This is a genomic window from Bacillus sp. SW14 (genome assembly GCF_047608225.1).
In the GTDB taxonomy this organism is placed as follows: Bacteria; Bacillota; Bacilli; order Bacillales; family Bacillaceae; genus Bacillus; species Bacillus subtilis_G.
Window position 1 is genome coordinate 3,884,472 of record NZ_JBLKRW010000001.1, and the last position, 26,773, is coordinate 3,911,244.

Genomic DNA, 26,773 nt, shown 5'->3' on the forward strand with positions numbered 1-26,773 from the left:
GCTGCTAAGCTGATGCTTTTTGTTAAGGTATATCGCAACCCTGTGCGGCTGTAAAAATGCGGAACCACTGATCCTGATCAAACTTGTATGCCAGCGTGTTTACCGCGAAGGGTATTTTAATTCGATTGAAATTGCTTTTTCGCTTTCTCAACAACATAGTGGCTGCCGCCGCGGTCCTTCACATTTTGGATCATCATGGCGACAAGCAGGTCTTTGTTTTTGTAATCGTAGCCGACGAACCAGCCATTTTCCGTGCCGTCTTTATCATCTTTTGATGTTTTCAGCTCGGCTGTTCCTGTTTTTCCGGCAACGGTGATTCCTTTCACGACAGGCCGGTACGCTGATCCGCGCGCATCTTCCACAACGCCTTTCAGACCTTTCGTAATGTCTGCCGCTCCTTCCTTCGTGACCACTTGCTTGTGCCAGACATCAGCTGTTTGCGAGTCTTGTTTGATCAGCGTCGGTTTGACGAGATCTCCGTTGTCGACAAATGGCGTGTAAGCAGCTGCCAAGTGAAGCGGAGACATTTGCATTTGTCCTTGTCCGTATCCTGTATCCGCAAGCAAAATGTCTGAATCGAGCTTGTCATTTGCGATAGACGATTGCTGGATCGGGAACTCATACGGAATGTCCTCTGAAAAGCCGAACGTTTTCAACCCTTTTGTAAAATTGTCTGCTCCCAAATCAAGCGCGTTCTGCGCAAAATAAATATTGTCTGACGTAATGAGGGCATTTTCCAGATCGACTTGCTGAAGGCGCTCAGACACACGTGTCACTGAATAGCCGCCCCAGCTTGAATCTTTTTGCCACTCTTTTCCTTTGATTGTTTTCTTCTCATCCGCTTTTAGGGTGCCGTTTTTAATTCCGATGGCAGCGGCAATCGGTTTAATTGTCGAACCCGGTGCGTATGTCTTGTTGAATTTCGCTGAAAACGGATTGTTCTTATCTTCGTTTAGTTTTTTCCATTCCTTATCGCTCCAGCCGAAAATAAATCCGTTTGGATCGTAAGAAGGCGCGCTGACAAGCGCGAGTGTTTCGCCTGTCTTCGGCTGAAGCGCAACCGCCGCCCCGCTGTCGTCCTTCAATTCATCATATAGCTTCGTTTGCGTCTTGATATTGATGGTGAGGTGAAGATCCTCGCCGTCCTTCGCTTTCTTTTCAGCGATGACTTCTCCGGTTTGCGGAACGTAGATTTTCCATCCAGTTGCGCCTCTTAGTTTGTCTTCATACACATTTTCAAGTCCGGTGATGCCGATGTTAGACGTATCGCTGTATGCTCCGTCTTTCTTTTTCTTCAGCTCTTCCGCAGTAATGGCGCGGACATAGCCTGTCAAATGGGCTGTCTTTTCGCCATACGGATAATAGCGGGAGCTGACATTCGTTCTCGTTACACCTTTTAATGAAGTCGCCTCAGACACTAACTTTTCTTGGTCCGGCTTGACCTTTTTGACCGGCACAAACGAATCGTCTTTCACCCAGCCTTGATCCAGCTTTTTCTTGATGTCGTCTTCAGTCAAATCAAGTTTTTTCGCGAGTTCTTTTATGACTTTTTCTTTTTTGTCGCCAAGCTCTCCGGGAACAATGCCGATTTCCGGCACATCTGTATTGATGGCTAAACCTTTCCCGTTTTTATCGTAGATTTGGCCGCGTTTTGGTTCAACGCTGGCGATTTGCACTGTTTTATCATCAGCCAGCTGCTTGAAAATAAACGATGGGTCCCAATCTATATTCCATGACTTCTCGTCATCAGTTTTTTCTTTTTTCAGCACTGCGGTATTTTTGAAGCTGACTTTGCCCGCATTTGTGTCCATGCTGACTTTATACGGGATGTGCTTCATCGTCTTGTTATCTTTGTCGCCCTCATCCACTTCTCCCGCAGTGACTTTCAGATTTTTCACGCCTGCCTGCTCATAGATGGTTTTATACCTGCTGACGAAATCTTTTTTGGAGATTTCTTTTTTGACATCTTTGGCCAGGCTTTGATACATGTCATCGAATTGCTGATCGTTCCACTGTTTCACGAATGCTTCCATGCGATTCTCTGGTGAATCTGTCTTGGAGCATCCGATTAACCCAATCAATCCGACGCATAGAAATACTAGTAGAATACACTTTTTTAACATGACTTTCCCCTGCCTTCCACTTGTTATTTTCTCTTATATGAATTGGTGCGCGCAAGATTTTTTTGAAAATGAAGGAAAAGGTTCACCGATTTTGCAGAAATCTCCTGTCGTTTGCTGTAGACTATTTGAAAAGAAGGAAAGAAGGGATGACATGGTCAGAGAGGCAGCGATACTTCACATTAAAGAGGGGCTTGAACAAGAGTTTGAGGAGGCGTTCCGGCAAGCGGCGCCGATTATTTCCGGCATGAAGGGCTATATCACGCACTCGTTATCAAAATGCATGGAAGAAACACATAAATATCTGCTGCTTGTGGAGTGGGAAACACTCGAGGACCACACGGAAGGCTTTCGCGGTTCTTCAGAGTATCAAGAGTGGAAAGCCTTGCTTCATCGGTTCTATACCCCGTTCCCGACGGTCGAGCATTTTCAGGATGTGTAATAGACTTATATAATATGAAGAGTAAAACCGATGAGAGAGACAGACCATACGAAAACGGCGGTATAAATATTAAACGCACCTGAGCCGTCGTTTTCTTTTTTACGCTCTTCAAGCCCCTGCATAAACATGACTGCGCCAAGAAAGACAAGCATGACCGATTGGATAACAGAGGTGTGTTCCGTATAGTTAAAAGCAACGAGCGCCAGAATAATTATGATAACCGCAAAAGACATTTTAAAAATCCGAAACAAAAGGACCATCCTTCCTTATATAAGAAATATTGAACGTTATGGCTATATTTGCCTACGTCCTCCATTATTCTAGCGCACTTTTTTTGTCTGTAGAACAGGAGACAGGGAATTTTAAGTTTCTTTTAATGTTTCAATCACATATAAAAAAACGCGCTCTGTCATAAGGCGCGTTTCTATGAAACTGGCAATTCTTTATAACCCAGCTTGTGAACGGCTTGAGCCATTGCTTGATAGCCTTTGCTGTTCGGATGGACACCGTCAAAGGACAGATATTCCTGCTCTTTTCCTTTGAAAATGCTATAGGCATCCGCGATTTTGACATGGGGCGCCGCCGCAAGTGTTTCTAAATGCGAATTAAAAGATGTGATCCATTTGCCAGCGATGTCAATGCCGGGAAACGGATTGTATAAGTTGAACACACGGATGGCGTACGGAGACGGGTTTTCTCCTTTGATTTCGGCGATTTTGGCAATCATCTTTTCAAAATTCTCATGGCAATGAGCGGATGCTCGGCTGAAAGTCGTTTCATCTTTAGACGTTTGGTAAGCAAAGACTGAATCTATAAGATCATTTCCGCACCCTGTGATCGTTATCATGCCAGCAGCTTGAATGCATTTTTGCACATGGGGATGTGACAGGAGCCCCAGAATTTCTTCTGTATTAAGGCCCGATTTGGCAAAGATGGAGATGGCCGTTTTTGTTTTCAAGTCAGCTTCCATCATGTCTCCCAGACGTTGGACGAATCCGGGGGAAAACAGCCCGGCTCCTCTCCCTGTCGTCAAAGAATCCCCCAGTGCTGTATATTGAAGCACCATGTTTTTTCCTCCACTCCTGAACGTCGATACGTTAATGTACGCAGCGGGGAAAAGATCGGCTACTCAAGAATACCCTATTTTTCTGGAAATCTGCATAGCGGCATCCTTCACCTTTTCTGTTAAATAAGGAAGCCTGTCTTCTGTAAATCTTGCTTCAAAGCCTGCAATGCTGATGCCGGCTGCCACTTGCCGCTTATGGTTAAAGATCGGGGCGCCGATGGCCGCCGTATAGTTTTCGAGCTCTGAATAGCTGACGGTATAGCCATTCTGCACGGAGGCATCAATCTCCTTCAGCAGCTTTTCCGGATCGGTAATCGTCCCGGCCCCAATTGAAATGAACTCTGTTTGTTTGATGTATGTTTCGATTTCTTCACGGGGAAGAAAGGACAAAATGCTTCTCGCACACGCTCCCGCATACAGAGGAGAACGCCTGCCGATCGCCGTGTACAGCCGTACAGTCTGTGTTCCTTCGATTTTCTCAACGTATATCGCATCATTGCCGTCCCTCATGATCAATTGCACAGCTTCATCCACTTCCCGGCACAGCTCTTCCATCACCGGTTTCGCTATTTTTCTGATATCGAGCCTGTCAGCGACAAGCTGTCCAAATTCAAGAAACACCAGTCCCAGCGAATAAGCGCCGGACGAATCCCGATTGAGGAACCCCATTTCCTCCAAAGAGCTGACCATCCGGTGAACAGAGGTTTTCGGCATTTTTGACAGCGACACCAGTTCACTTAAGGTAAGGCTTGGTTCATGCAAAAACAAATTAAGCAGAGTCATAGATTTGACTACGGTTTTGTTTTTATTCTGCATCATTGATCTCCTTTATTACGTCAGCCATTCCATCTTCATTCTCGTTTTCAGTTCTTTTATATGCTGTTCCCGTTCTATCGCAAACGCTTCCGCTTCTTGAAGGGATACAGGCTCAAACTGGACGTGCTCGCCCGGCATAATTTGGGAGACAATCGGAAGATCAGCGGATATGATATGCGCGATCCTCGGATAGCCGCCGGTCGTTTGCCGGTCTGCAAGCAGGATAATCGGGTTGCCGTCAGGCGGCACCTGAACAGTTCCAAACGAAACCGCTTCCGACACCATCTCAAGCGGCGCCTTCAGTTCGAGCGGTTCTCCTTTGAGCCTGTAACCCATACGGTCGGACTGCGGCGTGACCCGAAACGTTTCTGCATAAAAACGTGTTTTCGATTCTTCTGTGAAAAAGCCGAATTGTTTTCCTTCCAGTACACGGATAATGGGATTCTTTTTTAATGGCAGAAACCTGCCGCGGCTAACCGACCATTTCGGTGCTACAAATTCCCGCTTTCCAAGCTGGAGATTTAATTGGGAAAGGATGGTTTGCGAAAGAGATGATATTTCTCCAATGGACAGTTCATCTTCCTTCTGAAGCGCTCTGCCATGAAGTCCGCCGATTCCTGCTCTGACGTACGTGCTTTTGCTTTCCATGACGTCAGGCACATCGAAACCGCCGGCCGCCGCTAAATAAGCACGGCTGCCAAGTTTACAGGGACCAAAACTGACTGTGCTGTTTTCCTTGACGAGCACAGGCTTCCATAAAGGTGCTTCCTCGTCATTAATACGTAGCGTGAAGTCCGCTCCTGTCACCGCAATCAACGTCTTTTTTGTAAAATAAAACGACGGACCGGGCCCCATCAGCGTAATTTCAAGACCGGCTTCATTTTCGCTGTTGCCGATCAGCAGATTGGCAATGCGCAGCGAAACCGTGTCCATGGCTCCGCTTGCCAGTACACCGTATTTTTGATAACCCGTTCTGCCTATATCCTGAACCGTTGTGAGCAGTCCGGGCTTTAACACTTTCATGCTCAATTGGACTCCTCCTTATAGGCGTGATAGTCTTCTTCTGAGATGCGCACGAATTTCACAGTGTCTCCCGCCCGCAGTAATGTCGGCGGGTTTTCCTGCGGCCGGAAAAGAGCCAGCGGCGTTTTGCCGATCAGCTGCCAGCCGCCCGGCGTCGAAATCGGGTAAACGCCTGTCTGCAATCCCGCAATTCCTACCGAACCTGCGGGAATCGAAGGTCTTGGCGATGATTTTCTTGGAGCGGCAATGCGTTTGGACATCCCGCCTAAAAAAGGAAAACCAGGAGCAAAACCAAGCATATACACCACATATTCGCCGCTTGTATGAATCTCAATGACTTCCTCCGGAGAGAGCTGATTGATCTTCGCCACCTCTTCTAAATCGGGCCCGAATTCACCGCCATAGCATACTGGAATTTCTACAATACGGCGGCTATTTTCATAGTCTTTAGCTATTTCCTTCAGCCCCTCTTCGACATCAAGTTTTACCTTCTCAAAAGGTGAGCTCATGCCTTTAGGCAAATGCTTGTACACTTCATACATATCATAAAATACCGTTAGACTTGTAAAAGCCGGGATACACTCAATGAACCCCGGAAATGGCTGTTCTTCTATATAAGCGGCCGCAGCATGGACAAAACCGTTGACCTGTTCGTTTATTTCTTCTCCGAATCGGATCATCATTGCAGAATCACCGAGCTGTTCGATTTGACATCGTACAGTCATCTTTCTCACCTCTTTTATTTCTCATTCATCTGGAGGACGAGAGGTTACAGCACCGCAAGCGACTCGTCTCGAATATCTGTGATGAGCATATGCCCCGGCGCATGTGTGATGACCATTTCAGGTTTTACATTCATAGCCACGGCTTGCGGGGTCACACCGCATGCCCAAAAAACAGGAACCTCGCCTTCACGAATGGAAACGGCATCTCCGAAATCCGGTTTGTCCGCATCAACAATGCCGATTGCTCCCGGATTGCCGATATGAACCGGCCCTCCGTGCACTGCCGGAAAACGCGAGGTCACTTGTGCAGCGCGTACAGCCAGCCGTTCTGGAACGGGTCTCATGCTGACAACCATCTTTCCTTGAAACACCCCCGCTGAAACACAATCGATATTCGTTTTATACATCGGAACGTTCGTCCCCTCATCAATATGCCGGACAGCTATTCCATTATTGATCAGCGCCTGTTCAAAGGAGAAACTGCATCCGATCAGAAAGCCGACAAAGTCATCCTCCCAGTATGGCGTAATATCAGATACTTCTTCCGTCAAGATACCATGCCTGTAAATACGGTATTTCGGAAAGTCCGTTCTGATATCGGCATCCGGCGCTGCCAGAAATGGCACAGGCGAACCCGCTTCTGTCACATCCAGCACAGGGCATGGCTTTTGATTCCGCTGGCAAAACAGCAGGAAGTCAAACGCAAGGTCTTTCTTCAAGATCACAAGATTCGCTTGGGCATAGCCTCCGGACATTCCTGCGGTCGGCCCGTTTATTTTTCCTTCTCGTATCAGGGCGCGCACATCCTGCGGCGCCATTTTATTTAATTGCTCCACCTTTATCAGCTCCACAATTGAGGAAGTTGTGTAAATAACATGTAGACACCCATCACAGCCATTACGACCACCACAAGTGAACCTGAAACGGTCAGCCAAAGCGGATGCTTATAATCACCGATAATCTTTTTCTTATATGCGGCAATCAGCAGCGTTCCGAGCGCAATCGGCAGAATTAAGCCATTCAGCGAACCGACAAGCACGAGGATTTTCGCAGGCTGTCCGATTGTGACAAAAGCTAACGTGGAAATCACGATAAACCCGATAATAATGCCCCGTGAATTTTTTTCAATTTTCGGAGAAAAGGTTTTAAAGAAGGAGACAGACGTGTAAGCTGCTCCGATGACAGAGGTAATGGCCGCAGACCACATGATCAATCCGAAAATTTTATAACCGACATTTCCAGCAGCCAGCTTGAAAACAGAAGCCGCCGGGTTGCTTTCATCGATATGCAGGCCTTTTGAAACAACGCCAAGCACCGCGAGGAAAAGAGCAATACGCATGACAGATGTAATTAAAATACCGACAACCGAACTTTTTGTCACCTGCGGGATGGATTCCTTCCCTTTTATTCCGGCATCCAGCAAGCGGTGTCCTCCGGCAAATGTGATATAACCGCCGACGGTTCCGCCCACAAGCGTGACAATAGCAAAAATGCTGATTTGCTCCGGCGCAATCGTATTCGCCACAGCCTCTCCAACAGGAGGAGCTGTCGTGATCGCGACATACAAAGTTAAAAGGATCATGACAAAACCGGCAATTTGCGTAAAACGGTCCATCGCTTTTCCCGCTTCTTTAATTAAAAAGATTAAAATGGCAACGGCAGCACTGATCAAAGCGCCTGTTGTTGGTGTAATGCCAAACAATACCTGAAGCCCCAGTCCGGCACCTCCGATATTCCCGATATTAAAAGCCAATCCGCCAAGCACGACGAGAATGGCGATGAAATAACCCAATCCCGGAAGCACCATATTCGCAATTTCCTGACCGCGTTTTCCAGAAACCGCTATGATGCGCCATACGTTGGTTTGGGCGAAAATATCCAAAATAATAGATATGATAATGACAAAACCAAAGCTTGCCGCGAGTGTGTTTGTGAAAGTTGCGGTTTGTGTCAGGAATCCCGGGCCGACCGCTGATGTCGCCATTAAAAAGGCGGCCCCCATCAGCAATGACCAGCTGCCCGCCTTTTTCCCTGCTGTTTTTTTCTGCTGCTCCATCTATTGTTCCTCCTTTATGTTGACTTCTGTGCTGAAATAGCGGCCACTTCAATTCCCGCCGCTTTGAGCTCTTTTCTGATTTTCTGCGCAAATGTCAGCGCATGGGCTCCGTCTCCATGAATGCAAACCGTGTCCGCTTTTAATGACACATCATGGCCTTGCTGAGATTTGACCGCCCCTTCTTTCACCATTTTGATCACCTGGGTGACGGCGGCATCATCGCTTTCAATGAGTGCGTCCGGCTGGGATCGCGGCGTCAGTGTGCCGTCCGCTTGGTATGTTCTGTCGGCGAACACTTCACTTGCTGTTTGCAGTTCGATCCGTTCTCCCGCTTTTACGAGCTCGCTCTCAGCAAGACCGAAAAGAACCAGGCCGGGATCAACCTTGCAGACAGCTTTTGCGATGGCGTCAGACAGCTTTTGATCGACTGCCGCCATATTGTATAAAGCGCCATGCGGCTTGACGTGCTGCATGCGAAGTCCTTCTGCTTTTAAAAAACCAGAGAGCGCGCCAATTTGATAGACGACAAGATCATACGCTTCCTCAGGTGAAATTGCCATATTGCGGCGGCCGAAACCGAGTAAATCCGGCAAACCCGGATGCGCGCCGATTTTTACGCCTTTTTCTGCCGCAAGCGCGACGGTTTTCCGCATGATACCGGGGTCTCCTGCATGAAATCCGCATGCGATGTTCGCTGATGTGACATGCTCTAAAATATCTTGGTCAAGGCCAATCGTGTAGGCTCCGAAGCTTTCTCCTAAATCACAGTTCAAATCAACCTGAAACACAGAATCCCTCCAGCCAAAGCAAACAATATGCTTTATGTTATCATTGTTCCGAAATTCGGAACGACTATTCCGAATTTTTGAACTTTGCTTTATTATAATTCAAACCTATCAGTTTGTGAAATCCTTTTGTCAGAAAACCTCCCATGGTCCCAGAAGAAAACCTCCCAAACTAAAAAAAGAGTCCATCTTAGGACTCCCTTTTTTATAGTACCCAATGGCGAATCGCTTTAGCGACACCATCCTCAATATTTGTATCCGTGGTCCAATCAGCCGTTTCTTTCACGACGTCTTGCGCATTTCCCATCGCAACACCCAGACCCGCTTCTTTGATCATCGCAATGTCATTGAGGCTGTCACCCATCGCCATCACATTCTCCATCGTAAAGCCGAGTTTTTCAGAAACCTTCGCAAGAGCCGCGGCTTTGTTGATGCCAAGCGCGTTGACCTCAATGTTTGTCGGGCTTGAATTGGTGATTTCAAGCTCTTTGTTTTTCCTCAGCTCCTCCAGCACTTCGTTTCGGATGTCGTCATCCTCAATGTCAAAGCCGAATTTGAGCCATTCATGATCCGTAATGTTTTCCGGAAACTCGCCTCTCCATACTTTATTTACGGTAGAAGCCCAGAAATTAGTGTTGTGCTTATTCCGCAAATCCCACATCATTTGAATGTGATCCGTATGGAGCAGCTTGCGTTCCACCAAATTAAAATTCGAATCCCAAATTTCGCTGCCGTTTGCCGTGATTAAAAAGGATGACAGCTTCAGCGATTCCGCCAGCTCCCGGCAGGTCATCAGCGTCCGGCCCGTGCTGATCACCACGTACACGCCTTTATCCTCGGCTTCACGAATGGCTTTACGGTTTTCATCGGAGATCAGCTGCTCGTCATTCAGCAGCGTTCCATCCATATCAATTGCGATCAGCTTGATATCTACATTTTCTCTTTGAACAGACATATATGTACCTCTCTTTATCTTTTAATTGTGCATCTTTCTATTCTAATACATTATACCCATCGGAACAAAAAAGCGATTTCACATGTTTGAGGCGTCCTGATAAAAGGAAAACAAACGGTGAGGTGATCAAAGATGACAGAAAGAAAACAGCAAAACAAACCAAATGAAAATCCTGAACACAATGACTTAACCGATCCGATTCCGAATGAAGAGCTGAAGGAAAACATGAAGGATGAAAAACACAAACGGCAGCAAAGAGATGACTCACAAAGCGAACGGGATTACGATACGAAGTAATAGAACCCCTCACAAATCGTTGTGAAGGGTTTTTTTCATTTTTCGATATAAATGCCGATTTCAGCTTCAGCAACAGGCTGTCCGCCCACTGACGCCTTGCCATGCCCGAACACAAACCCGCGTCGGTTGCGCGTAACTTCAAACGTAAGATCAAGCCGGTCACCAGGCTCGGCCGCGCCCAGTTTTTCCGCTTTCTTCACGGAAGACAATAAACCCAAGCTGTTCTGATCTGTAACTCCTGTAAAAGCCGCTGTTTGCGCAAGTGCTTCAATCACAAGTGAAAACGGCATTTCTGTTTGCTTATCATTGATAAACCAGTCGTTCTCACTGATCAGCTTATACGCTGCCGCATGTTTGCCGGGCTTGCTTTCCGTCACGCCATCAATAAACAAAAACGGATAGCGATGAGGCAAAAATAATGAGTTCATTCTATTTCTCCTTTTTTGACTATTATATATCAGCCAAAAGCTGAACAATAGGATATAATGGAAAAAACGCAAAGGAGACCGTTATGCCCCCAAAACCGCTCGTCATTCTCGCACACGAAATATACGGTGTTAACAGCCATATGAAAAAGATGGCCCGGCTGATAAAAATGGCTGGATATGATGTGGTGACGCCTAACCTGCTCGGGGATGGTGAAGTCTACACATTGCAAGAGGAAAAAATCGCATACGATCAATTTACAAAACACGAACGGCTGAAAACAGGAGAAACCATCATTCAGAGCTTGATCAGGCAAAACACCGGACGGCGCATCTTTGTGGTTGGATTCAGCGCGGGCGCAACGATCGCATGGAAATGCAGCAGTATGCCTGAGGTGAGCGGAGCTGTTTGCTATTACGGTTCCCGGATACGCGATTCTCTTCATCACGTGCCAGTCTGCCCGGTCCTATTGTTTTTCCCTTCATTTGAACCGTCGTTTGATGTTACGCTTCTCATCAAAAAACTGCGGGAAAAACAGCATCCCGATTTGGAGATTTATCAATTTAAAGCTCTTCACGGCTTTGCCAATCCTGACTCTGATACTTTCGACAGGGCACTCTTCTTCAAAGCGCTTTCCATCATAAAAAACGAGGCAGAAAAACCGCCCCGCCCTGTTTCATCAGATTGTTCTTAAACGCGCACAAATGGTCGTCAGTGACCACAGCCGTGACTCGTTCCATAAGATTTTTATTTTGCTTGTCTCATCTCACCGAACGGATAAAAGACGAGAGATTCCGTACCGACGATTTCTTCATCAGAAGGCATACCCATTCCGTTTCTGCTATCCATCGAATTGAGGCGGTTATCTCCCATTACGAAATATTTGCCGGAAGGAACCTCAGCTTCGAAGTCACCGGTTAAGCTTACACCTATTTCTTTGGCTTCTTGTTGATGTTCCTTTAGGTACGGTTCTTCCACCTTTTTATCGTTTATGTATAGCTGGTCATCCTTCATTTTTACGCTGTCACCAGGCAAACCGATTAAACGTTTGACTGATGAACGGCCGCTTGTTTTGTCATGAATGACGATAATGTCGCCTCTGTGAAAACCGCCTGTATATTTGGCTGCTTTGTCAACCAAAATTCTTTCTGAGTCCTGAAGCGTTGGAGCCATTGACAAGCCTTCAACGAGAAAGGGCCTGTAAAACGCCATTCTGATCGTCAAAATAAGCGCAGCGATCAAAACGATACTGAATACAACGATCCATTTGGTTTTTCTTTTTTTCTTTAATGTGATTTTTTTCGCATTCAACTTCCTTCACCCAATACCTTCCTAAGAATCCCAAATTATTATACAGCATTTGGATCTTCTTGGTTAGTTTTTTTTCGGATATTTTTGCAAGGAAATTGATTGGCCGGGGCAACCATCCGCCCCGGCCGTTTCGTCAACGTTTTCTCAAACGAGCACAGATTTCATCCGTGACCTCTGCCGTTGTGCTTTGTCCGCCAATGTCGCGTGTTTTGACGCCGTCTGCCGTTACTTGTTCCATCACATCGAGGATCTTCGCCCCCAGTTCTTCCTCTCCGAAATGATCAAGCATCAGCTTTGCTGTCCAAATCTGGCCGATTGGGTTCGCGAGGCCTTTGCCGGCGATATCGGGAGCTGATCCGTGGACCGGTTCGAACATGGATGGATACTTGCCGGACGGGTTGATGTTTGCAGATGGGGCAATGCCGATGCTCCCCATGAGACTGGAGCTGATATCTGTTAAAATGTCACCGAATAAGTTGCTCGCTACAATGACGTCAAAGGTTTCAGGACGTGTGACAAAGAAAGCGGCCAACGCATCAATGTGCTGGGATGACGTGTCAATTCCTCTGTAATCCGCAGCAGTCTTTTGAAAGACTTCATCCCAGAACGGCATCGCGTGATAAATGCCATTGGACTTTGTTGCACTCGTCACATGGCCGCGCCGCTTTTTCGCCAATTCAAAGGCAAAACGCATGACACGCTCTGTCGCTTTTCTCGTAAACACGGCATTCTGGATGGCAATTTCATCATCACCCCTGTGAATGCGACCGCCGACCTCACTGTATTCGCCTTCACTGTTTTCACGAATCACCACGAGGTCAAAATCATTTGGATGTAAAAGCGGTGACATAATGCCGGCCATTTGTTTGGCAGGTCTCATATTAATGGAAAGCTCAAGCTCCCTTCGGATTTTCAGCAGCAGCCCCCATAATGACATATGATCGGGAACCAGCTTCGGATTTCCGACCGCTCCTAAAAAAACCGCTTCAAATTGAGTGAGCGTATGTATTCCGTCTTCAGGCATCATTTCGCCGTGTTCCATATAATAATCACAGCTCCATGGAAAAGGCGTAAATGAGAATGACAAACCTCCGTGAACTTCGGCTGCTGTATGAAGCACTTTTTCCGCAGCCGCCACAACCTCTATTCCTACTCCGTCTCCGGGTATTGCCGCAATCTCGAATTGTTTCATTGTGTCATTCTCCTCCCCCTATTATCGTAAGCGCTTACTATTATACTAGATTGCAAGATGGCAAAAAAAGCCCGTGACATGCTGTCACGGGTCGGTTATTGGTTGAGTTTCTTTAAAACAATGGCATGAAGCGGTTCATGGGACTGAATGCCGCACACCTCTTGAAGCACGCCGCTGTATCCTTTTTCTTGGATCAGCTCTTGCAGTTCCACCGCTTCAGGGTCACCGGTGAAATTGAAGCGCAGCGCTGCGGCAATCCCTTCCGCCAGCGCATTCGGCTCTTTTATTTTCTTTGCAGGGCCTACGAGTCTATCATGCTCTCCCAGCTTTCTGAGAGGCGATCTCGCCACGCGGGTCACATCGTCCGTAATGAATGGATTTTCAAAGCGTCCAATGATTTTTTTGATATATTGTTCGTGTTCGGTTTGCTTAAAGCCATACGTTTTGATGAGATAGTCACCGGTTTCAAGCAGCGCCGAATGAACGACACGGCGGATTTCCGGATGATCGATTGCTTCTTTTACGGTTTTTAATCCGCGCTGATAGCCGACATAGGCGGTCACTGCGTGGCCGGTATTGACGGTAAACAGCTTGCGTTCGATATACGGCGTTAAATCATCAACAAACAGCGCGCCGTTTATGGCCGGTGTATCCCCTTTAAAGCCTGATTCATCAATGACCCATTCAAAAAACGGTTCAACCGATACTTTGAGCGGATCTTCATGATGCTGAACCGGCACGATCCGGTCAACAGCCGAATTCGGAAAACCGACCGTTTCACTGATGGACTCTTGCTCTGCTTCCGTTAAATGGCTGTATATCTCTTTCTTCAGGAAGCTGCTGCCGCCGATCATATTTTCGCAGGCAATGATATTCAGTATGTTTGCAGCTTTTCTTCGACTTAAACCTTCTGCGATAGACGGAGCAATCAGCTTCAGCACATTCGGGCCGACCGCTGTTGTGATGAGCGACGCTTCATTAATCAGCCGATACAGCTCCTCCGCCTGGCTCCCGCTGTTAATGGCGCTGACCGGGCCTATGACCTCTGATGAGCGGCCCTCTTCTGCCAGCTCCACTGTGTATTCCCGTTTTTCATTAAGGAGGCTGACCATCGTATCGTTCACATCCGCAAACACCACATCATAACCGGAGTGGTGAAGCAGCGCGCCGATAAACCCTCTTCCGATATTTCCCGCACCGAAATGTAAGGCGATCATGTCAGTTCACCTCGTTGAAAATGGCGATCAAATCTTCTTCGCTTTTAGCAGAGATCAGGCGTTCAATGTTTTCTTCTTCTGAGCAAATGATGGCGATGTTAGACAAAATGTCTAAATGCTCATTATTTTTGCCCGCAATGCCGAATACCACTTTTGCCGTGTTGCCTGCGCCGTACTCGACACCGTCTGGAATCTGTATGATTGAGATTCCAGAGTGAAGCACCTCGTTTTTCGCCTCTTCTGTGCCGTGTGGTATGGCTATGAAATTCCCCATAAAAGTAGATGATGTTTCTTCACGTTCAAACATTTTGCCAATGTAATCTTCTGTCACATAGCCGTTATCAATCAGCGTCTGGCCTGCCATTTTGATGGCTTCTTCCTTTGATGATGCCGTTTGATTGAGTTTAATATTTTCCTTTGCGAGTACTTGCATGGGTATCACTCTCTTTCTATAAGATTACTTTTTAAGCTTTTCAAGAAGCTCGTCATATTTTGGACTGTTTAAGAAGTTATCCACTGATATGTGTGTCGCGTTCGGCAGCTTCGCTTTCGCGCGATCTGTTAAATCTTTGTGGGTGATGATAATGTCCGCATCGCTTGGCAGATTGTTAATGGCCGTGTTGGCCACACTGATATCAAGCTCCGCTTTTTTCACTTTGTTTCTTAAAATCGATGCTCCCATCGCGCTTGATCCCATTCCCGCATCACATGCGAAGATGATTTTGTTTACGCTTTCAGAAGACAGCTCAGACGCTTCCTCAGCTTTCGTTTGCTCCGCTTCTAAAGCAGCGGCTGCTTGGCTTTTCTTCCCCTTCATGGACTGCATTTTTTCTGTTGCGGCAGCGAGGTCTTCTTCGCTTGCTTTTGAAGATTTCAGGATCACCGCTGAGACGATGAACGAAACAACTGCTGCGACCAATACACCCGCCAATACGCCGAAGTAGCCGCCTCTTGGCGTCATCGCCATCAATGCGATAATGCTGCCCGGTGACGCTGCTGCGACAAGTCCGGCATGAAAGATCGTGAATGTTAACAGTCCGCTTGCTCCGCCGGCAATGGCCGCCAGAATCAGGGCCGGTTTCATCAAAATGTATGGGAAGTAAATCTCGTGAATCCCGCCGAAGAAATGAATGATCGCCGCTCCGGGAGCCGTTGATTTTGAAGAACCTTTTCCAAAGAACATGTACGCCAGCAAAATGCCGAGCCCTGGCCCAGGGTTTGCTTCTACTAAAAACAGAATCGATTTTCCCGTTTGGGCTGCTTGCTCGATTCCGATTGGACTTAAGATTCCATGGTTAATGGCGTTATTGAGGAACAACACTTTCGCCGGTTCCACAAAAACGCTGGCTACAGGCAGTAAATTAGCGTGTACAATGACTTCCACACCTGCCGCCAGCAATTTATTTAACGTCAGGACAACCGGACCGATGGCGTAAAACGCGAGAATCGTTAAAGCCGCCCCGACAATCCCCGCCGTAAAGTTGTTGATCAGCATTTCAAAGCCTTGTTTGACTTTATCCTTGAACAATTTATCAGTCTGTTTAATGAGGTATCCGCCAAGCGGTCCCATGATCATTGCACCTAAAAACATTGGAATATCCGACCCGACAATCACCCCGATTGCCGCTGTCGCCCCGACGACTCCGCCGCGGTGGTCGTAAATCATTTTTCCGCCTGTATACGCTATCAAAAGCGGCAGTAAATATGTGATCATTGGGCTGACAAGTGTATTCAGCTGTTCATTCGGAATCCATCCCGCCGGAATAAACAGCGCGGTAATGATGCCCCACGCGATAAACGCGCCGATATTCGGCATAATCATTCCGCTCAAATAACTGCCGAAGCGCTGCACTTTCACTTTCATGCCGCCTTGCTGTTCTTGCTGCATATATAAACCCTCCTTGTTGTCGCTGTAAGCTATAAAAATAGATTCAGAGAATTTTGCTTCCCTTTGACTCTATGTTAAAACGCTTACAGTTCCTATACAATTGAAAGTAAAGAGGACTTTGGCACATGGGTGTGACATTTTTTTAAAAATAAAAAGGCTCCTGATATCAGGAGCCTTTTCTCTTACCTCTATAAATAATGTTGCCGTTTTGAATCACGTACTTTGCGATCATCCGTTCACTTACAATAAAAACAGGATACGCGCACACAAGCGCAAAAACAGCCATCGGGACGTGCTGTACGGCCGGCAGCATTGATCCTGCCGCATTGCGGAGGAGCAGCAACAGATAAATGAGCAGCACGATGACCGCTAGTGACACCAGCATCATCGGAGCTGATACTTTATATTCATAAAGCCGTTCCCGGCAGTGTCCGCAGCGAAATTGGCAAGGCACATTGGATGATCTGACCATGTCGCCTGTCAAAGGTTTGCCGCAATTGGGGCATAGAGTTTCTTTCATAGGGTATTCCTCACTTTCCATTCCATATGTCTATTATACCAGAGTCCCTTCTGTTTCGTTTTGTTGCTGTTCAACACATTTTCACATTTTTTATCATCAGCTTACTTGTCTCTGTCTCTAAAATCCTCTACGCTTAAATAGATCTTAATGGAGGGGATGTATGAATGCTTCCGATTAATAGACAGCAACACATACTGAAGTGGCTGAAAGAAGAAGGCGCGCTCAAAATTACTGATATCAGCGCACGGTTCGGCGTTTCTGAAATGACGGTATACAGAGATGTCAATCAGCTCGTTCAGTCAAATCAGGTCATCAAAACGGCCGGCGGCATTACGCTCCCAGCCCCAACACCTCAAGCGGATCATATGTGCAGCTATTGCCTAAAACCGGTCAATCAAGTCCATTCGGTTCAGCTGATTACGGTAAACCAAGACATTGAACAGCTGTGCTGCGCACATTGTGCGTTTTTGCGTTACGCAGATAAAACGGAAGAGATTTCACACTTGATTTGCCGGGATTTTCTGTTACACACAACCGTCAGTGCCGGTTCGGCTTATTTTGTGGTAAATGCTGAATTAAACCTGCACTGCTGCCAGCCGCAGGCGATTCCGTTTGCGACACTCGATCATGCCAAACGGTTTCAAAAAGGATTCGGCGGAGCCGTCCGCACCTTCGATCAGGCGCTGGAAGATATGCTTCAGGACAGAAAAAAGCGCTGCACCTGCACCAAGAATTAAACACAACATATACAGCGGAAGGTGGTGTCTGAGTGATGAAGCGAAACAGATGGTGGATCATCTTTCTGCTTTTTCTTGTTTTCCTGCCGAAAACAAGCTTTGCTCACGCCTATATCGTCAAATCTTCACCTAGTGAAAACAGCGAATTAAAAAGCGCACCTGCACATGCAGAAATCGAATTTAATGAACCGGTAGAAGAAGGGTTTCATTACATTAAAGTCTATAATTCAAACGGCGAACGGGTGGATAACGGCAAGACTGAAATCAAAAAAGATAACAATCACATCATGACAGTGAAGCTGAAAAAGAATCTGCCGCATGATGTGTACAGAGCGGAATGGAATGCCGTGTCCGCGGACGGGCATCCGGTCTCCGGCGTCATACCGTTCAGCATCGGGAAAGCGGAAGGCGGATTCAGCAGCCAAAAAGCAGCAGGTTCACCGCTGAACCCGGAAACAGCCGCAGACCGAGCGATGCTGTATACAGCCTTATCTTTGTTTATCGGGACGGTTTTCTTCCATCTCTTCTGGTATAAAGGGGATTCAGAACAACTCGCCAAACGGACGAGACGCATCTTGATCGTCTCGATTACCGCATTGGGCCTGGCGCTTTTGCTTCAGCTTCCGATTCAGACAAAAGCAAACGCAGGCGGCTGGGGCAGCGCCTTCCAGCCGATCTATATCAGAGAGACACTGTTTGAGACAGCAGGTGGCACCATTTGGATCATACAGGCCGCGCTGTTCGTGCTGCTAGCACTGTCTGTGATCCCTGTGATACGCAAAAACCGCTATTCGTCCTTTGGCTATTGGACAGCGCCGCTCATTTTCTTTTTCGGTCTCCTGCTTGCCAAAGCGTTTACCGGCCATGCTGCTGTCGTTGAAGAAAAAGCGGTCGGGATTTTGATGGATTTCCTTCATTTATCATCCGCTTCCATCTGGGTCGGCGGAATAGCGGCACTCGTTTTGCTGCTCGCAAACGAATGGAAGCAGCCTGACAAAACGCTCGCATGGGAAACGGTAAGCCGCTTCTCGCCGTGGGCGCTTACTGCAGTCGGCGTCATTTTATTTTCAGGTTTGCTTAATGGATTTTTCATCATTCGTTCGATGGATTCACTGTTCCGCACAGCGTACGGCCAAGCTCTTTTAGTTAAAAGCGGATTGTTTGTGTTGATGCTGGCCTTAGGCGCGGTTCATTTTCTGCTCACCAGAAAACAGCACCGCGCAGGAATCAGCCGGACCGTGAAAGCGGAATGGGCAATCGGCATCGCTGTATTGATCACAGCGGCCGTGTTTACCAGCCTGCCGAGCCCGCCTGAGCCGGTGCCGGAACCGTTCTACCAAACCAAAGCGATTGAGAACGGGCAAAGCGTTTCTCTCAGCATCAGCCCGAACCAGCCCGGCAAAAACGTATTTGAGCTGCGAGTCACCGACCATAACGGCGACCCGGTGAAAAACATCCAGCAAATCACGTTAACCGTTTATAAAACAGGTCTGTCAGGCAGCGAAAACAAAAACGCCTTCCAATTAAAAGAGAAAGCAAAGGGCGTCTTCCAGGATGAAAACCTATCCATTAATGAAAAAGGAAACTGGAAGATTAAAGTCCACGGTTTGACCGGTGACTTTAATGAAATCAATATGATGTTTACAAAAACCAATTAGAGGAGTGTTTTACGTTGTTAAAAAAAATCGCATTCACACTATGTCCAGCTATTGTCGGCTCACTTTTATTCTTTACGGCCCCTGCCAGCGCGCACGTTACTGTAAAGCCCGCTGAATCTGCTGCAGGTTCATGGGAAACCTATACAATGAAGGTTCCTTCTGAAAAAAACCTGCCGACAACAAAGGTTGTCCTCAAAATGCCGAAGGATGTTGAGTTCCAACAGTACGAGCCGATTCCGGGCTGGAAGATATCCACCCAGAAACACGATGATCAATCAGTTTCCGTCACATGGGAGGCGACTGACGGCGGCATTCAGGAAGGACAGTTCCAGCGGTTTACCTTTGTTGCCAAAAACCCTGACAAAGCGGAGGAAGCCGCTTGGGACGCATACCAATATTACAAGGACGGCAGCATTGTCGAATGGACAGGTGACGAGGATGCGGATACGCCTCATTCCATTACAAACATCACTGCTGCAAAACAAGTGACAGATGAACACGGCGCCACGAAAACGGAAGACGATTCCGAAGACACAGGCTCTTCAGCTCTCGACATCACAGCGATTGTGCTGTCTGCCGCAGCCATTATTTTGTCTGTAGCAGCGCTTGTAAAGAAAAAGCGCGCATAATGAAAAAAGCGATCCAGAAGACATATCTGGGTCGCTTTTTTTGATTTATCCGCGTCCTGCCTGGAAGGAAGGGTATTGTGTCATACCGCCGTCCGCGAATAACGTGATACCTGTGACGTAGCTGGCTTCCTTCGAAGCAAGCCATACCGCTACTGCGGCGATTTCCTCCGGTTCGCCGATATATCCCATCGGAATCATGCTTTCAACATCTGCTTTCTGTTTAGGGTCAGCGAATTTTTCGGCATTGATTGGCGTGTTGATCGCGCCCGGCCCAATATTATTGACACGAATGCCCTTCGGCGCGTACTCCAGCGCTAATGTTTCCGTCATCAGTTTAATCCCGCCTTTACTAGCCGCATAGTGGACAAATAACGGCCACGGAATCACTTCATGCACACTGGACATGTTGATGACATTTCCCTTGATATCGTGTTCTACGAAATATTTAATCGCTTCCCGGCTTCCTAAAAAAGCGCCGGTTAAGTTCGTGCTGATGACTTTATCCCAATCCTTCAGCGGCATTTCGTGAGACGCCACAGGATTTTCAAGTCCGGCGTTATTTATCATAATATCGAGTGTGCCGAACTCTTTAATCGCAGTTTGCACAATGTTATTTACATCTTCCTCTTTCGTGACATCACCTTGGACGATAACGGCTTCACCGCCCGCCTTAATGACCGCTTCTTTGACCTCGTTCGGATTCTGTTTTTCGCTAAAGTAGTTGATCACCACTTTCGCCTGCTCCTTGCCGAAGCGAATGGCCATGGCTTTCCCAAGGCCTGATGCGGCTCCTGTAATGGCGACGACTTTTCCTTTTAAATCCGGATACATATATATCCTCCTCCAATTGTTATGAATTTGTTTTGGCGATTCCTAAAAATATGGCTGCCGCGATAATCAGCGCAATCCCAATCCCAATCCCAATAAGCTGGCGTTTTGATTTCTTTTCACGCAGGATGAATATGCCGCCGAGCGTAGAAATGACAATTCCCATTTGCGAGAGGGAAAAGCTTGTTGCGACGCCGACCTTCGGCTGAGAAATAAACAGAAACATATTTCCTCCTGCCCAGATTAAGCCGGGGAGGATATTTCTGATTGCATATTTGTTAAAGGGTTTGTGTTTATAGGTTAAAGCAAGTCCCCCGATTACCATCCCGATCGCCTGCGGCAAAAGAGCCGACCAGCCAGACACATTAAACAATCTGGCAACGACGACATACACCAAATAACCGAGCGTCGAGACAAGAAGAATCAATATGCCTTTTTTAAAGTTGCTTGGCTCACCCTCTTTCTTGTCTTTCTTATCTTCCAATGATGCGAGAATGATTCCCACGATGATAAAGATCAGAGCGAGAATGCCAAGCGTAATCGCAATCGGTGTAGACCATTCACGAAACACAATCACACCGAACAGTGAGGTTGAAACGAGCTGCATTCCAGTAGAAATCGGCATTGTTTTGGACACACCCATCAATTCAATGCTTTTCAGCTGGTTGCTCTGTCCAAGGGACCAAAATAAGCCGGATACGATGCCGACAATAAAAATGCGCAGTGACAGAGCGGGCTGAACAAAAAAATAAATCACGATAGACACAATGAGCGCCCCGATCGTCGTTCCGAGTGTCTGGCTGTACGGTCCACCGCCTAATTTCACATTGAAGAGAACAATGCTCCCCCAAAACAAAGCCGGGAGAAGAGCCAATAATAAATCCATTGTTGGGGAACCTTCTTTCAAAATGTATTTGCTGTTATTTTGGCTGGAATGGTTGGGTTTATTCGCCGGAAACACAAAAAGAGCTGCCGGAAGATCCGGCAGCTCTTTAGGAGCTTGCATTCTTTTACAAACCAATGGACATATATTTCGTTTCAAGGTACGGCTCAATGCCTTCCGAACCGCCTTCGCGGCCGACGCCGCTTTCTTTCATTCCGCCGAATGGCGCTTGAACCGCTGACGGTCCTCCGTCATTCCAGCCGATAATGCCGTACTCGAGATTCTCGGAAATATAGATGCCGCGGCGGTAGTTTTCTGTGAAGAAGTAAGCAGCCAAGCCGTATGGCGTATCGTTGGCAAGCTGAATCGCTTCATCAATATCAGAAAACGTGATGATCGGTGCAACCGGGCCGAAAGTTTCCTCGTGCATGATATTCATGGACGTATCGACATCGGTGAGCACTGTCGGATTGACAAAGTAGCAGCCTTTGTCATCGTTTCGGTCATACGTGCCCCCTGCAAGAACCTTCGCGCCTTTTTCAACGGCATCATCGATTTGGCTGACGATTTTTTCGAAGCCTCTTTTATTGATAATCGGGCCGACATTGACGCCATCTTCAAGCCCATTTCCGACTTTGAGCTGAGACACTTGCTCGCTTAGTTTCGCGGCAAATTCGTCTTTAATCGACTCGTGAACGATGAGACGGTTTGCACAAACACAAGTCTGTCCGGCGTTTCTGTATTTAGACGCCATCGCCTGTTCGACGGCAAGGTCGATGTTGGCATCCTCATCCACGATCAGCGGCGCATGTCCTCCGAGCTCCATAGAGACATGTTTCACGGTGTCCGCACTGTTTTTCATGAGGATTTTCCCGACCGGCGTTGATCCTGTGAAGGTGATTTTGCGGATTTTCGGACTGCTTGTGAAGACATTTCCAATCTCTTCGCCGTCGCCGATCACAACCTGAAGGACGTCCTTCGGAATGCCCGCTTCATATGCGAGGCGCGCAAGCTCATAGGCAGACAGCGGTGTGTCCGGTGCCGGCTTGATAATAAACGTGCAGCCGGCAGCAAGAGCAGGCGCCGCTTTACGTGTAATCATCGCATTCGGGAAATTCCAAGGCGTGATGGCAGCAACAGGGCCGACTGGCTGGCGTGTGACGACAATTCGTTTGCCGGTTGTCGGAGCAGGGACCGTTCTTCCGTACACACGCTTCGCTTCCTCTGCGAACCATTCGATATAGCCTGCGCCGTATAGTACCTCACCGACCGCTTCCTGATACGGTTTTCCGTTTTCCTTTGTAATTAAATCTGCAAGTTCTTCTTTATGTTCAACAATCAGCTCATACCATTTTTTTAAGAGAGACGCTCTTTCATTCGCTGATGTTTTAGACCACGTTTTAAACGCCTGATGTGAACGTTCAATGGCTTCTTCTACTTCTTTGGCTGATTGCTGAGGAATCGTTTTGATCTCCTCGCCCGTAGCCGGGTTGCAGACCGTTAATTGATCTGGCATATTGAACATTCCTTTCTGTTTTATGATTACTTAAAATGATAGCAGACCCAGCCGTTTTCTTTCCAATGATTACGCTCGCAGGCCCGCCTCCAATATGCTGAGCCCTTCATTCAGAAGGCTGTCTGAGATGACGAGCGGCGTCAGAAAGCGAATGATATTGCCGTTAATTCCCGCTGTCAGCAAAAGCAATCCGTTTTGATTCGCATACGCCGCAATCGCTGCCGCTTTCGCCTTATCAGGCTCTCGCGTGTCGGGTTCCTTGACGATTTCGATGGCCGCCATTGCCCCGAGTCTGCGGATGTCACCGATGAACGGGAATTCTTGTTTCCACTCATACGCCTTCTCTTCAATGATTTTTCCAATTTCTTCAGAACGGTCATTCAATCCTTCTTCTTCAATGATATCCAACACAGCCAAAGCCGCAGCACACCCGAGCGGGCTGCCTGCATACGTGCCGCCCAGCTCCCCGGGCGCCGCCGCATCAAGCAGTTCCGCACGGCCGATCACACCGCTTAACGGCAAGCCCGCCGCAAGTGATTTAGAAACCGTGATCAGGTCAGGCACTACATCAAAATGCTCAATCGCGAAATAAGCGCCAGTTCTGGCAAAACCCGTTTGAATTTCATCAGCGACAAAGACAATGCCGTGTTCTTTGCAAAATGACGCAACATGCTGCACAAACCTTTTCGATGGGATAATGAAGCCGCCTTCTCCCTGCACCGGCTCCATCACGACACACGCCACCGTTTCCGGCGAGACGGAAGCGATAAAGAAATCATTAAACGCTTGTATGATCATGTCGTCATAGCTTTCATCACTCATGCCCGCCGGCTTTTGATAATAATAGGGGAACGGTGCTTGATAAACCTCTGAAGCAAAAGGTCCGAATCCGAATTTATAAGGTTTTACCTTACTCGTCATGCTCATCGTCATATTCGTCCGCCCGTGAAACCCTCGTGTAAACGAAACAACCCCTTGGCGCTTTGTATATTTTCTGGCGATTTTCACAGCGTTTTCAACCGCTTCCGCCCCCGAGTTCAGAAAGATCGCTTTTTTCTCATAGCTGCCCGGTGCAATGCCGCACAGTTTTTCGGCTAATTCGATATAAGACGGGTACATCATGACATTGAACCCCGGGTGAATGAGCTCCTCCGCCTGCCGCTTTACAGCCTCAACCACCTTCGGATGTGAGTGTCCGACGTTTACCGTTCCGATGGCGCCTGCAAAATCAATAAACCTCCGGCCATCCAAATCGTACAGCTCAGCCCCTTCCCCTTTGGCCGCCAGACTGCGGTTGCCGTTGCTCACACCTTTTGACACGAATTGATCCCGTTTTTGCTGCCACTGGGCAGTCGTGATGCTTGCTGTTGTTTCACTCATGTGAATGTCCCCCTGTCGCTATTTTCTTATCATTCTGACTTCTTTTTGGTATGATGAAAAGTACCAATTATAACTTTTTGATAGTATCAGAAGGAGACACCGCAAATGGATATCACAATCACACTCGACCGCTCAGAACAAGCCGATTATATCTATCAGCAAATTTATCAAAAGCTGAAAAAAGAAATCCTCAGCCGCAATCTGCTGCCCCACTCGAAGGTTCCCTCCAAACGGGAGCTGGCAGAGAAGCTGAAGGTCAGCGTAAACTCAGTGAATGCAGCCTATCAGCAGCTGCTGGCTGAGGGATATTTATACGCCATTGAGCGAAAGGGTTTTTACGTGGAGAAGCTGGACATGTTTTCAGCCGAGGAGCACCCTCCGTTTGCACTGCCGGATGATCTGAAAGAGGTTCACCAAGATCAGAGCGATTGGATCTCGTTTTCACACATGAGTGCCGATACAGACCATTTTCCGATCAAAAGCTGGTTTCGCTGCGAGCAAAAAGCGGCCTCCCGCTCATACCGCACGCTCGGTGATATGTCGCATCCGCAAGGAATATATGAAGTGAGAGCGGCCGTTGCCAGGCTCATTTCTTTGACGCGGGGTGTAAAATGCCGGCCGGAACAAATCGTTATAGGGGCAGGCACACAGGTGCTCATGCAGCTATTGACTGAGCTGTTGCCCAAGGAAGCGGTGTATGCGATGGAGGAGCCCGGTTACAGGCGCATGTACCAGCTTTTAAAACATGCCGGAAAACAGGTGAAGACCATTATGCTTGATGACAAAGGCATGTCGATTGCTGAAATCAATAGACAGCAGCCCGATGTGCTGGTGACAACCCCATCGCATCAATTTCCGGCCGGAACGATTATGCCTGTATCCAGAAGAATTCAGCTGCTGAACTGGGCAGCCGAGGAACCGCATCGCTATATTATTGAAGACGATTATGATAGTGAATTTACATACGATGTCGATAGCATTCCGGCGCTTCAAAGCCTCGGCCATTTTCAAAATGTCATCTATATGGGCACCTTTTCAAAATCCCTTCTCCCAGGCTTGCGGATCAGCTATATGGTTTTGCCGCCGGAGCTGCTCCGGACATACAAACAGCGGGGCTATGATTTGCAGACATGCTCGTCGCTTACCCAGCTCACCCTGCAGGCATTTATCGAGTCCGGAGAATATCAGAAGCATATTAAAAAAATGAAGCAGCATTATAAAGAAAAGAGAGAGCGCCTGATCACCGCTTTAGAAACAAAGTTCAGAGGAGAGATTTCCGTAAAAGGGGCGAATGCGGGACTGCATTTTGTCACCGAATTTCATACAAGCCGCACCGAACAAGACATTCTGGCACACGCCGCCGGCCAGCAGCTCGAAATCTTCGGAATGAGCCGATTTGACTTAGAGGAAAAAAACAAGCGGCAAACAGGCCGTCCCGCTCTCATTATCGGCTTCGCGCGGCTGAAGGAAGAAGACATTCAGGAGGGTGTCGAGAGGCTTTTCCGTGCTGTTTACGGACATAAAAAAATCCCCGGTACAGGGGATTGATTCACCAGCGATCCTGGTCCACATTTAGTATGGCTTCAAGCAGGCCGGGAAACGCCTTTTCAAGGTCTTCAGCGCGAAGCGAATAATACCGGCGCTTTCCTTCTATCCGAACTTGAGCGATGCCTGATTCTCTCAGTACTTTAAAATGATGCGACAAGGTCGATTTGGCAACCTGTACATCCGCACAGGTGCCGCACGTTTTTTCTTTCGCTTCAGCTAATTGCTTTACCAGCTCTAAACGAAGCGGATCACTAAGTGCGTGAAGAACCTTTGTCAGCTGCAACGTTTCTGTTTCTGGATGGTTTGGAATGTTCATGACACAAATGTATCACACAACAATTAGAATGACAATTTTACTATTTGAGGGTTTTTCCTTTACCTCATTTTGAATACATGATACAGTTAGTTCGATTAAATTCGAACAATAAAATCAGCATAACGATGGAGGAGACTGACATGATCGTATTACAAGCTTACATCAAAGTAAAACCAGAAAAACGCGAGGAATTTCTGAGCGAGGCACAATCGCTTGTTCAGCACTCAAGAGCTGAGGAAGGCAACGCGCAATACGACCTATTTGAAAAAGTGGGTGAAGAAAATACATTTGTGATGCTTGAGCAATGGAAAGATGAAGCGGCGATGAAATCACACAATGAAACTGCGCATTTCCAAGGATTTGTCGCAAAAGGAAAAGAACTGCTGAGCGCCCCTCTTGATGTTGTCCGCACCGAGCTTAGCGAGTAAGGAAAGGGTGT

At 47.5% G+C, this 26,773-nt stretch carries 30 protein-coding genes and 1 pseudogene; 8 read left to right on the forward strand and 23 right to left on the reverse strand.

All coding sequences use genetic code 11. The features are described from left to right. Window positions 1-22: 22 nt before the first annotated feature. Window positions 23-124: pseudogene (locus ACMX2I_RS19695) on the reverse strand (oxidoreductase); the annotation flags it as partial. After that, window positions 117-2,123 (reverse strand): penicillin-binding protein 3, encoded by a 2,007-nt coding sequence (pbpC, locus tag ACMX2I_RS19700; RefSeq protein WP_414958088.1) that lies wholly within the window; start codon window positions 2,121-2,123, stop codon window positions 117-119. The pseudogene ACMX2I_RS19695 and the gene pbpC, both read right to left, overlap by 8 nt. A 151-nt stretch (window positions 2,124-2,274) precedes the next feature. Here pbpC and ACMX2I_RS19705 point away from each other — a divergent pair, with 151 nt between their 5' ends. Continuing rightward, window positions 2,275-2,562, forward strand: coding sequence for an antibiotic biosynthesis monooxygenase family protein (locus ACMX2I_RS19705; RefSeq protein ID WP_087993005.1), 288 nt, complete (start codon window positions 2,275-2,277; stop codon window positions 2,560-2,562). 5 nt (window positions 2,563-2,567) lie between these two features. Here ACMX2I_RS19705 and ACMX2I_RS19710 read toward each other — a convergent pair whose 3' ends face one another. From ACMX2I_RS19710 to ACMX2I_RS19750, 9 genes are all read right to left on the reverse strand, one after another. Beyond that, window positions 2,568-2,813: a YczI family protein gene (locus ACMX2I_RS19710; RefSeq protein WP_087993006.1), complete on the reverse strand. Its 246-nt coding sequence runs from the start codon at window positions 2,811-2,813 to the stop codon at window positions 2,568-2,570. 173 nt (window positions 2,814-2,986) lie between these two features. Next, the gene (locus ACMX2I_RS19715; RefSeq protein WP_414958089.1) at window positions 2,987-3,628 is read right to left on the reverse strand and encodes a GDSL-type esterase/lipase family protein; all 642 of its coding nucleotides are present in this window, start codon (window positions 3,626-3,628) and stop codon (window positions 2,987-2,989) included. A gap of 63 nt (window positions 3,629-3,691) precedes the next feature. Further along, entirely contained in the window at window positions 3,692-4,444 is a 753-nt protein-coding gene (locus tag ACMX2I_RS19720) for an IclR family transcriptional regulator (RefSeq protein WP_414958090.1), read from the reverse strand. A 15-nt stretch (window positions 4,445-4,459) separates the two neighbouring features. Beyond that, on the reverse strand, window positions 4,460-5,467 hold the full coding sequence (locus ACMX2I_RS19725; RefSeq protein ID WP_414958365.1) for a biotin-dependent carboxyltransferase family protein: 1,008 nt from the start codon (window positions 5,465-5,467) through the stop codon (window positions 4,460-4,462). 2 nt (window positions 5,468-5,469) lie between these two features. Continuing rightward, the gene (gene pxpB, locus ACMX2I_RS19730; RefSeq protein WP_202328911.1) at window positions 5,470-6,192 is read right to left on the reverse strand and encodes a 5-oxoprolinase subunit PxpB; all 723 of its coding nucleotides are present in this window, start codon (window positions 6,190-6,192) and stop codon (window positions 5,470-5,472) included. A gap of 44 nt (window positions 6,193-6,236) precedes the next feature. Beyond that, complete coding sequence (locus tag ACMX2I_RS19735; protein ID WP_394716832.1) at window positions 6,237-7,028, reverse strand: putative hydro-lyase; 792 nt, start codon at window positions 7,026-7,028, stop codon at window positions 6,237-6,239. A 5-nt stretch (window positions 7,029-7,033) separates the two neighbouring features. Continuing rightward, window positions 7,034-8,248, reverse strand: a complete 1,215-nt coding sequence (locus ACMX2I_RS19740) for an NRAMP family divalent metal transporter (protein WP_087993010.1) — start codon at window positions 8,246-8,248, stop codon at window positions 7,034-7,036. A 14-nt stretch (window positions 8,249-8,262) separates the two neighbouring features. Beyond that, window positions 8,263-9,036: a 5-oxoprolinase subunit PxpA gene (locus tag ACMX2I_RS19745; protein WP_414958091.1), complete on the reverse strand. Its 774-nt coding sequence runs from the start codon at window positions 9,034-9,036 to the stop codon at window positions 8,263-8,265. Between the two features lie 202 nt (window positions 9,037-9,238). Beyond that, a complete protein-coding gene (locus tag ACMX2I_RS19750; RefSeq protein WP_087993012.1) occupies window positions 9,239-9,988 on the reverse strand; it encodes a Cof-type HAD-IIB family hydrolase in 750 nt (249 codons plus the stop codon). Between the two features lie 132 nt (window positions 9,989-10,120). Between ACMX2I_RS19750 and ACMX2I_RS19755 the strand changes: the two genes are divergently transcribed. Beyond that, on the forward strand, window positions 10,121-10,285 hold the full coding sequence (locus ACMX2I_RS19755; protein WP_087993013.1) for a hypothetical protein: 165 nt from the start codon (window positions 10,121-10,123) through the stop codon (window positions 10,283-10,285). 35 nt (window positions 10,286-10,320) lie between these two features. Here ACMX2I_RS19755 and ACMX2I_RS19760 read toward each other — a convergent pair whose 3' ends face one another. Further along, window positions 10,321-10,713, reverse strand: coding sequence for a 3-hydroxyacyl-ACP dehydratase FabZ family protein (locus ACMX2I_RS19760; protein WP_394716835.1), 393 nt, complete (start codon window positions 10,711-10,713; stop codon window positions 10,321-10,323). Between the two features lie 83 nt (window positions 10,714-10,796). On the opposite strand from ACMX2I_RS19760, the gene ACMX2I_RS19765 reads away from it, so the two are divergent. Continuing rightward, window positions 10,797-11,405, forward strand: coding sequence for a dienelactone hydrolase family protein (locus ACMX2I_RS19765; RefSeq protein ID WP_414958092.1), 609 nt, complete (start codon window positions 10,797-10,799; stop codon window positions 11,403-11,405). A 53-nt stretch (window positions 11,406-11,458) separates the two neighbouring features. Here the strand turns inward: ACMX2I_RS19765 and sipU are convergent, their stop codons facing one another. The 6 genes from sipU to ACMX2I_RS19795 all read right to left on the reverse strand — a co-directional run bounded on the left by sipU (window position 11,459) and on the right by ACMX2I_RS19795 (window position 16,839). Next, complete coding sequence (sipU, locus tag ACMX2I_RS19770) at window positions 11,459-12,022, reverse strand: signal peptidase I sipU (RefSeq protein WP_414958093.1); 564 nt, start codon at window positions 12,020-12,022, stop codon at window positions 11,459-11,461. Window positions 12,023-12,155: 133 nt separating this feature from the next. Continuing rightward, window positions 12,156-13,214, reverse strand: coding sequence for a tartrate dehydrogenase (locus ACMX2I_RS19775; protein WP_414958094.1), 1,059 nt, complete (start codon window positions 13,212-13,214; stop codon window positions 12,156-12,158). A gap of 95 nt (window positions 13,215-13,309) precedes the next feature. Beyond that, on the reverse strand, window positions 13,310-14,431 hold the full coding sequence (locus ACMX2I_RS19780; RefSeq protein ID WP_414958095.1) for a mannitol-1-phosphate 5-dehydrogenase: 1,122 nt from the start codon (window positions 14,429-14,431) through the stop codon (window positions 13,310-13,312). Between the two features lies 1 nt (window position 14,432). Continuing rightward, window positions 14,433-14,864 (reverse strand): PTS sugar transporter subunit IIA, encoded by a 432-nt coding sequence (locus ACMX2I_RS19785; RefSeq protein WP_414958096.1) that lies wholly within the window; start codon window positions 14,862-14,864, stop codon window positions 14,433-14,435. A 24-nt stretch (window positions 14,865-14,888) separates the two neighbouring features. Further along, window positions 14,889-16,319 (reverse strand): PTS mannitol transporter subunit IICB, encoded by a 1,431-nt coding sequence (locus ACMX2I_RS19790; protein ID WP_414958097.1) that lies wholly within the window; start codon window positions 16,317-16,319, stop codon window positions 14,889-14,891. Between the two features lie 166 nt (window positions 16,320-16,485). Beyond that, on the reverse strand, window positions 16,486-16,839 hold the full coding sequence (locus ACMX2I_RS19795) for a hypothetical protein (RefSeq protein WP_289346471.1): 354 nt from the start codon (window positions 16,837-16,839) through the stop codon (window positions 16,486-16,488). Window positions 16,840-17,003: 164 nt separating this feature from the next. On the opposite strand from ACMX2I_RS19795, the gene ycnK reads away from it, so the two are divergent. From ycnK to ACMX2I_RS19810, 3 genes are read left to right on the forward strand one after another with little or no spacing between them, the layout of a single operon-like run. Continuing rightward, the gene (gene ycnK / locus ACMX2I_RS19800) at window positions 17,004-17,576 is read left to right on the forward strand and encodes a copper uptake transcriptional regulator YcnK (RefSeq protein WP_414958098.1); all 573 of its coding nucleotides are present in this window, start codon (window positions 17,004-17,006) and stop codon (window positions 17,574-17,576) included. Window positions 17,577-17,611: 35 nt separating this feature from the next. Next, window positions 17,612-19,234 (forward strand): copper resistance CopC/CopD family protein, encoded by a 1,623-nt coding sequence (locus ACMX2I_RS19805; RefSeq protein WP_414958099.1) that lies wholly within the window; start codon window positions 17,612-17,614, stop codon window positions 19,232-19,234. A gap of 14 nt (window positions 19,235-19,248) precedes the next feature. Beyond that, window positions 19,249-19,863, forward strand: coding sequence for a YcnI family protein (locus tag ACMX2I_RS19810; RefSeq protein ID WP_087993023.1), 615 nt, complete (start codon window positions 19,249-19,251; stop codon window positions 19,861-19,863). Window positions 19,864-19,908: 45 nt separating this feature from the next. Here the strand turns inward: ACMX2I_RS19810 and gdh are convergent, their stop codons facing one another. The 4 genes from gdh to gabT all read right to left on the reverse strand — a co-directional run bounded on the left by gdh (window position 19,909) and on the right by gabT (window position 24,470). Beyond that, window positions 19,909-20,694, reverse strand: a complete 786-nt coding sequence (gene gdh, locus ACMX2I_RS19815) for a glucose 1-dehydrogenase (RefSeq protein ID WP_414958100.1) — start codon at window positions 20,692-20,694, stop codon at window positions 19,909-19,911. 19 nt (window positions 20,695-20,713) lie between these two features. Beyond that, window positions 20,714-21,577, reverse strand: coding sequence for a glucose uptake protein GlcU (gene glcU, locus ACMX2I_RS19820; RefSeq protein ID WP_087993078.1), 864 nt, complete (start codon window positions 21,575-21,577; stop codon window positions 20,714-20,716). Between the two features lie 124 nt (window positions 21,578-21,701). Beyond that, window positions 21,702-23,090: a succinate-semialdehyde dehydrogenase gene (gabD, locus tag ACMX2I_RS19825; protein WP_414958101.1), complete on the reverse strand. Its 1,389-nt coding sequence runs from the start codon at window positions 23,088-23,090 to the stop codon at window positions 21,702-21,704. Between the two features lie 69 nt (window positions 23,091-23,159). Next, on the reverse strand, window positions 23,160-24,470 hold the full coding sequence (gabT, locus tag ACMX2I_RS19830; RefSeq protein ID WP_414958102.1) for a 4-aminobutyrate--2-oxoglutarate transaminase: 1,311 nt from the start codon (window positions 24,468-24,470) through the stop codon (window positions 23,160-23,162). Between the two features lie 105 nt (window positions 24,471-24,575). Here gabT and ACMX2I_RS19835 point away from each other — a divergent pair, with 105 nt between their 5' ends. Continuing rightward, window positions 24,576-26,018 (forward strand): PLP-dependent aminotransferase family protein, encoded by a 1,443-nt coding sequence (locus tag ACMX2I_RS19835; protein ID WP_414958103.1) that lies wholly within the window; start codon window positions 24,576-24,578, stop codon window positions 26,016-26,018. Window position 26,019: 1 nt separating this feature from the next. On the opposite strand, the gene ACMX2I_RS19840 is transcribed toward ACMX2I_RS19835, so the two are convergent. Continuing rightward, window positions 26,020-26,334, reverse strand: coding sequence for an ArsR/SmtB family transcription factor (locus ACMX2I_RS19840; RefSeq protein WP_087993028.1), 315 nt, complete (start codon window positions 26,332-26,334; stop codon window positions 26,020-26,022). A 140-nt stretch (window positions 26,335-26,474) separates the two neighbouring features. Here ACMX2I_RS19840 and ACMX2I_RS19845 point away from each other — a divergent pair, with 140 nt between their 5' ends. Continuing rightward, window positions 26,475-26,762 carry a putative quinol monooxygenase gene (locus ACMX2I_RS19845; protein ID WP_003225015.1) on the forward strand — a complete coding sequence of 96 codons (288 nt, stop codon included), beginning with the start codon at window positions 26,475-26,477 and terminating at the stop codon, window positions 26,760-26,762. Window positions 26,763-26,773 lie beyond the last annotated feature (11 nt).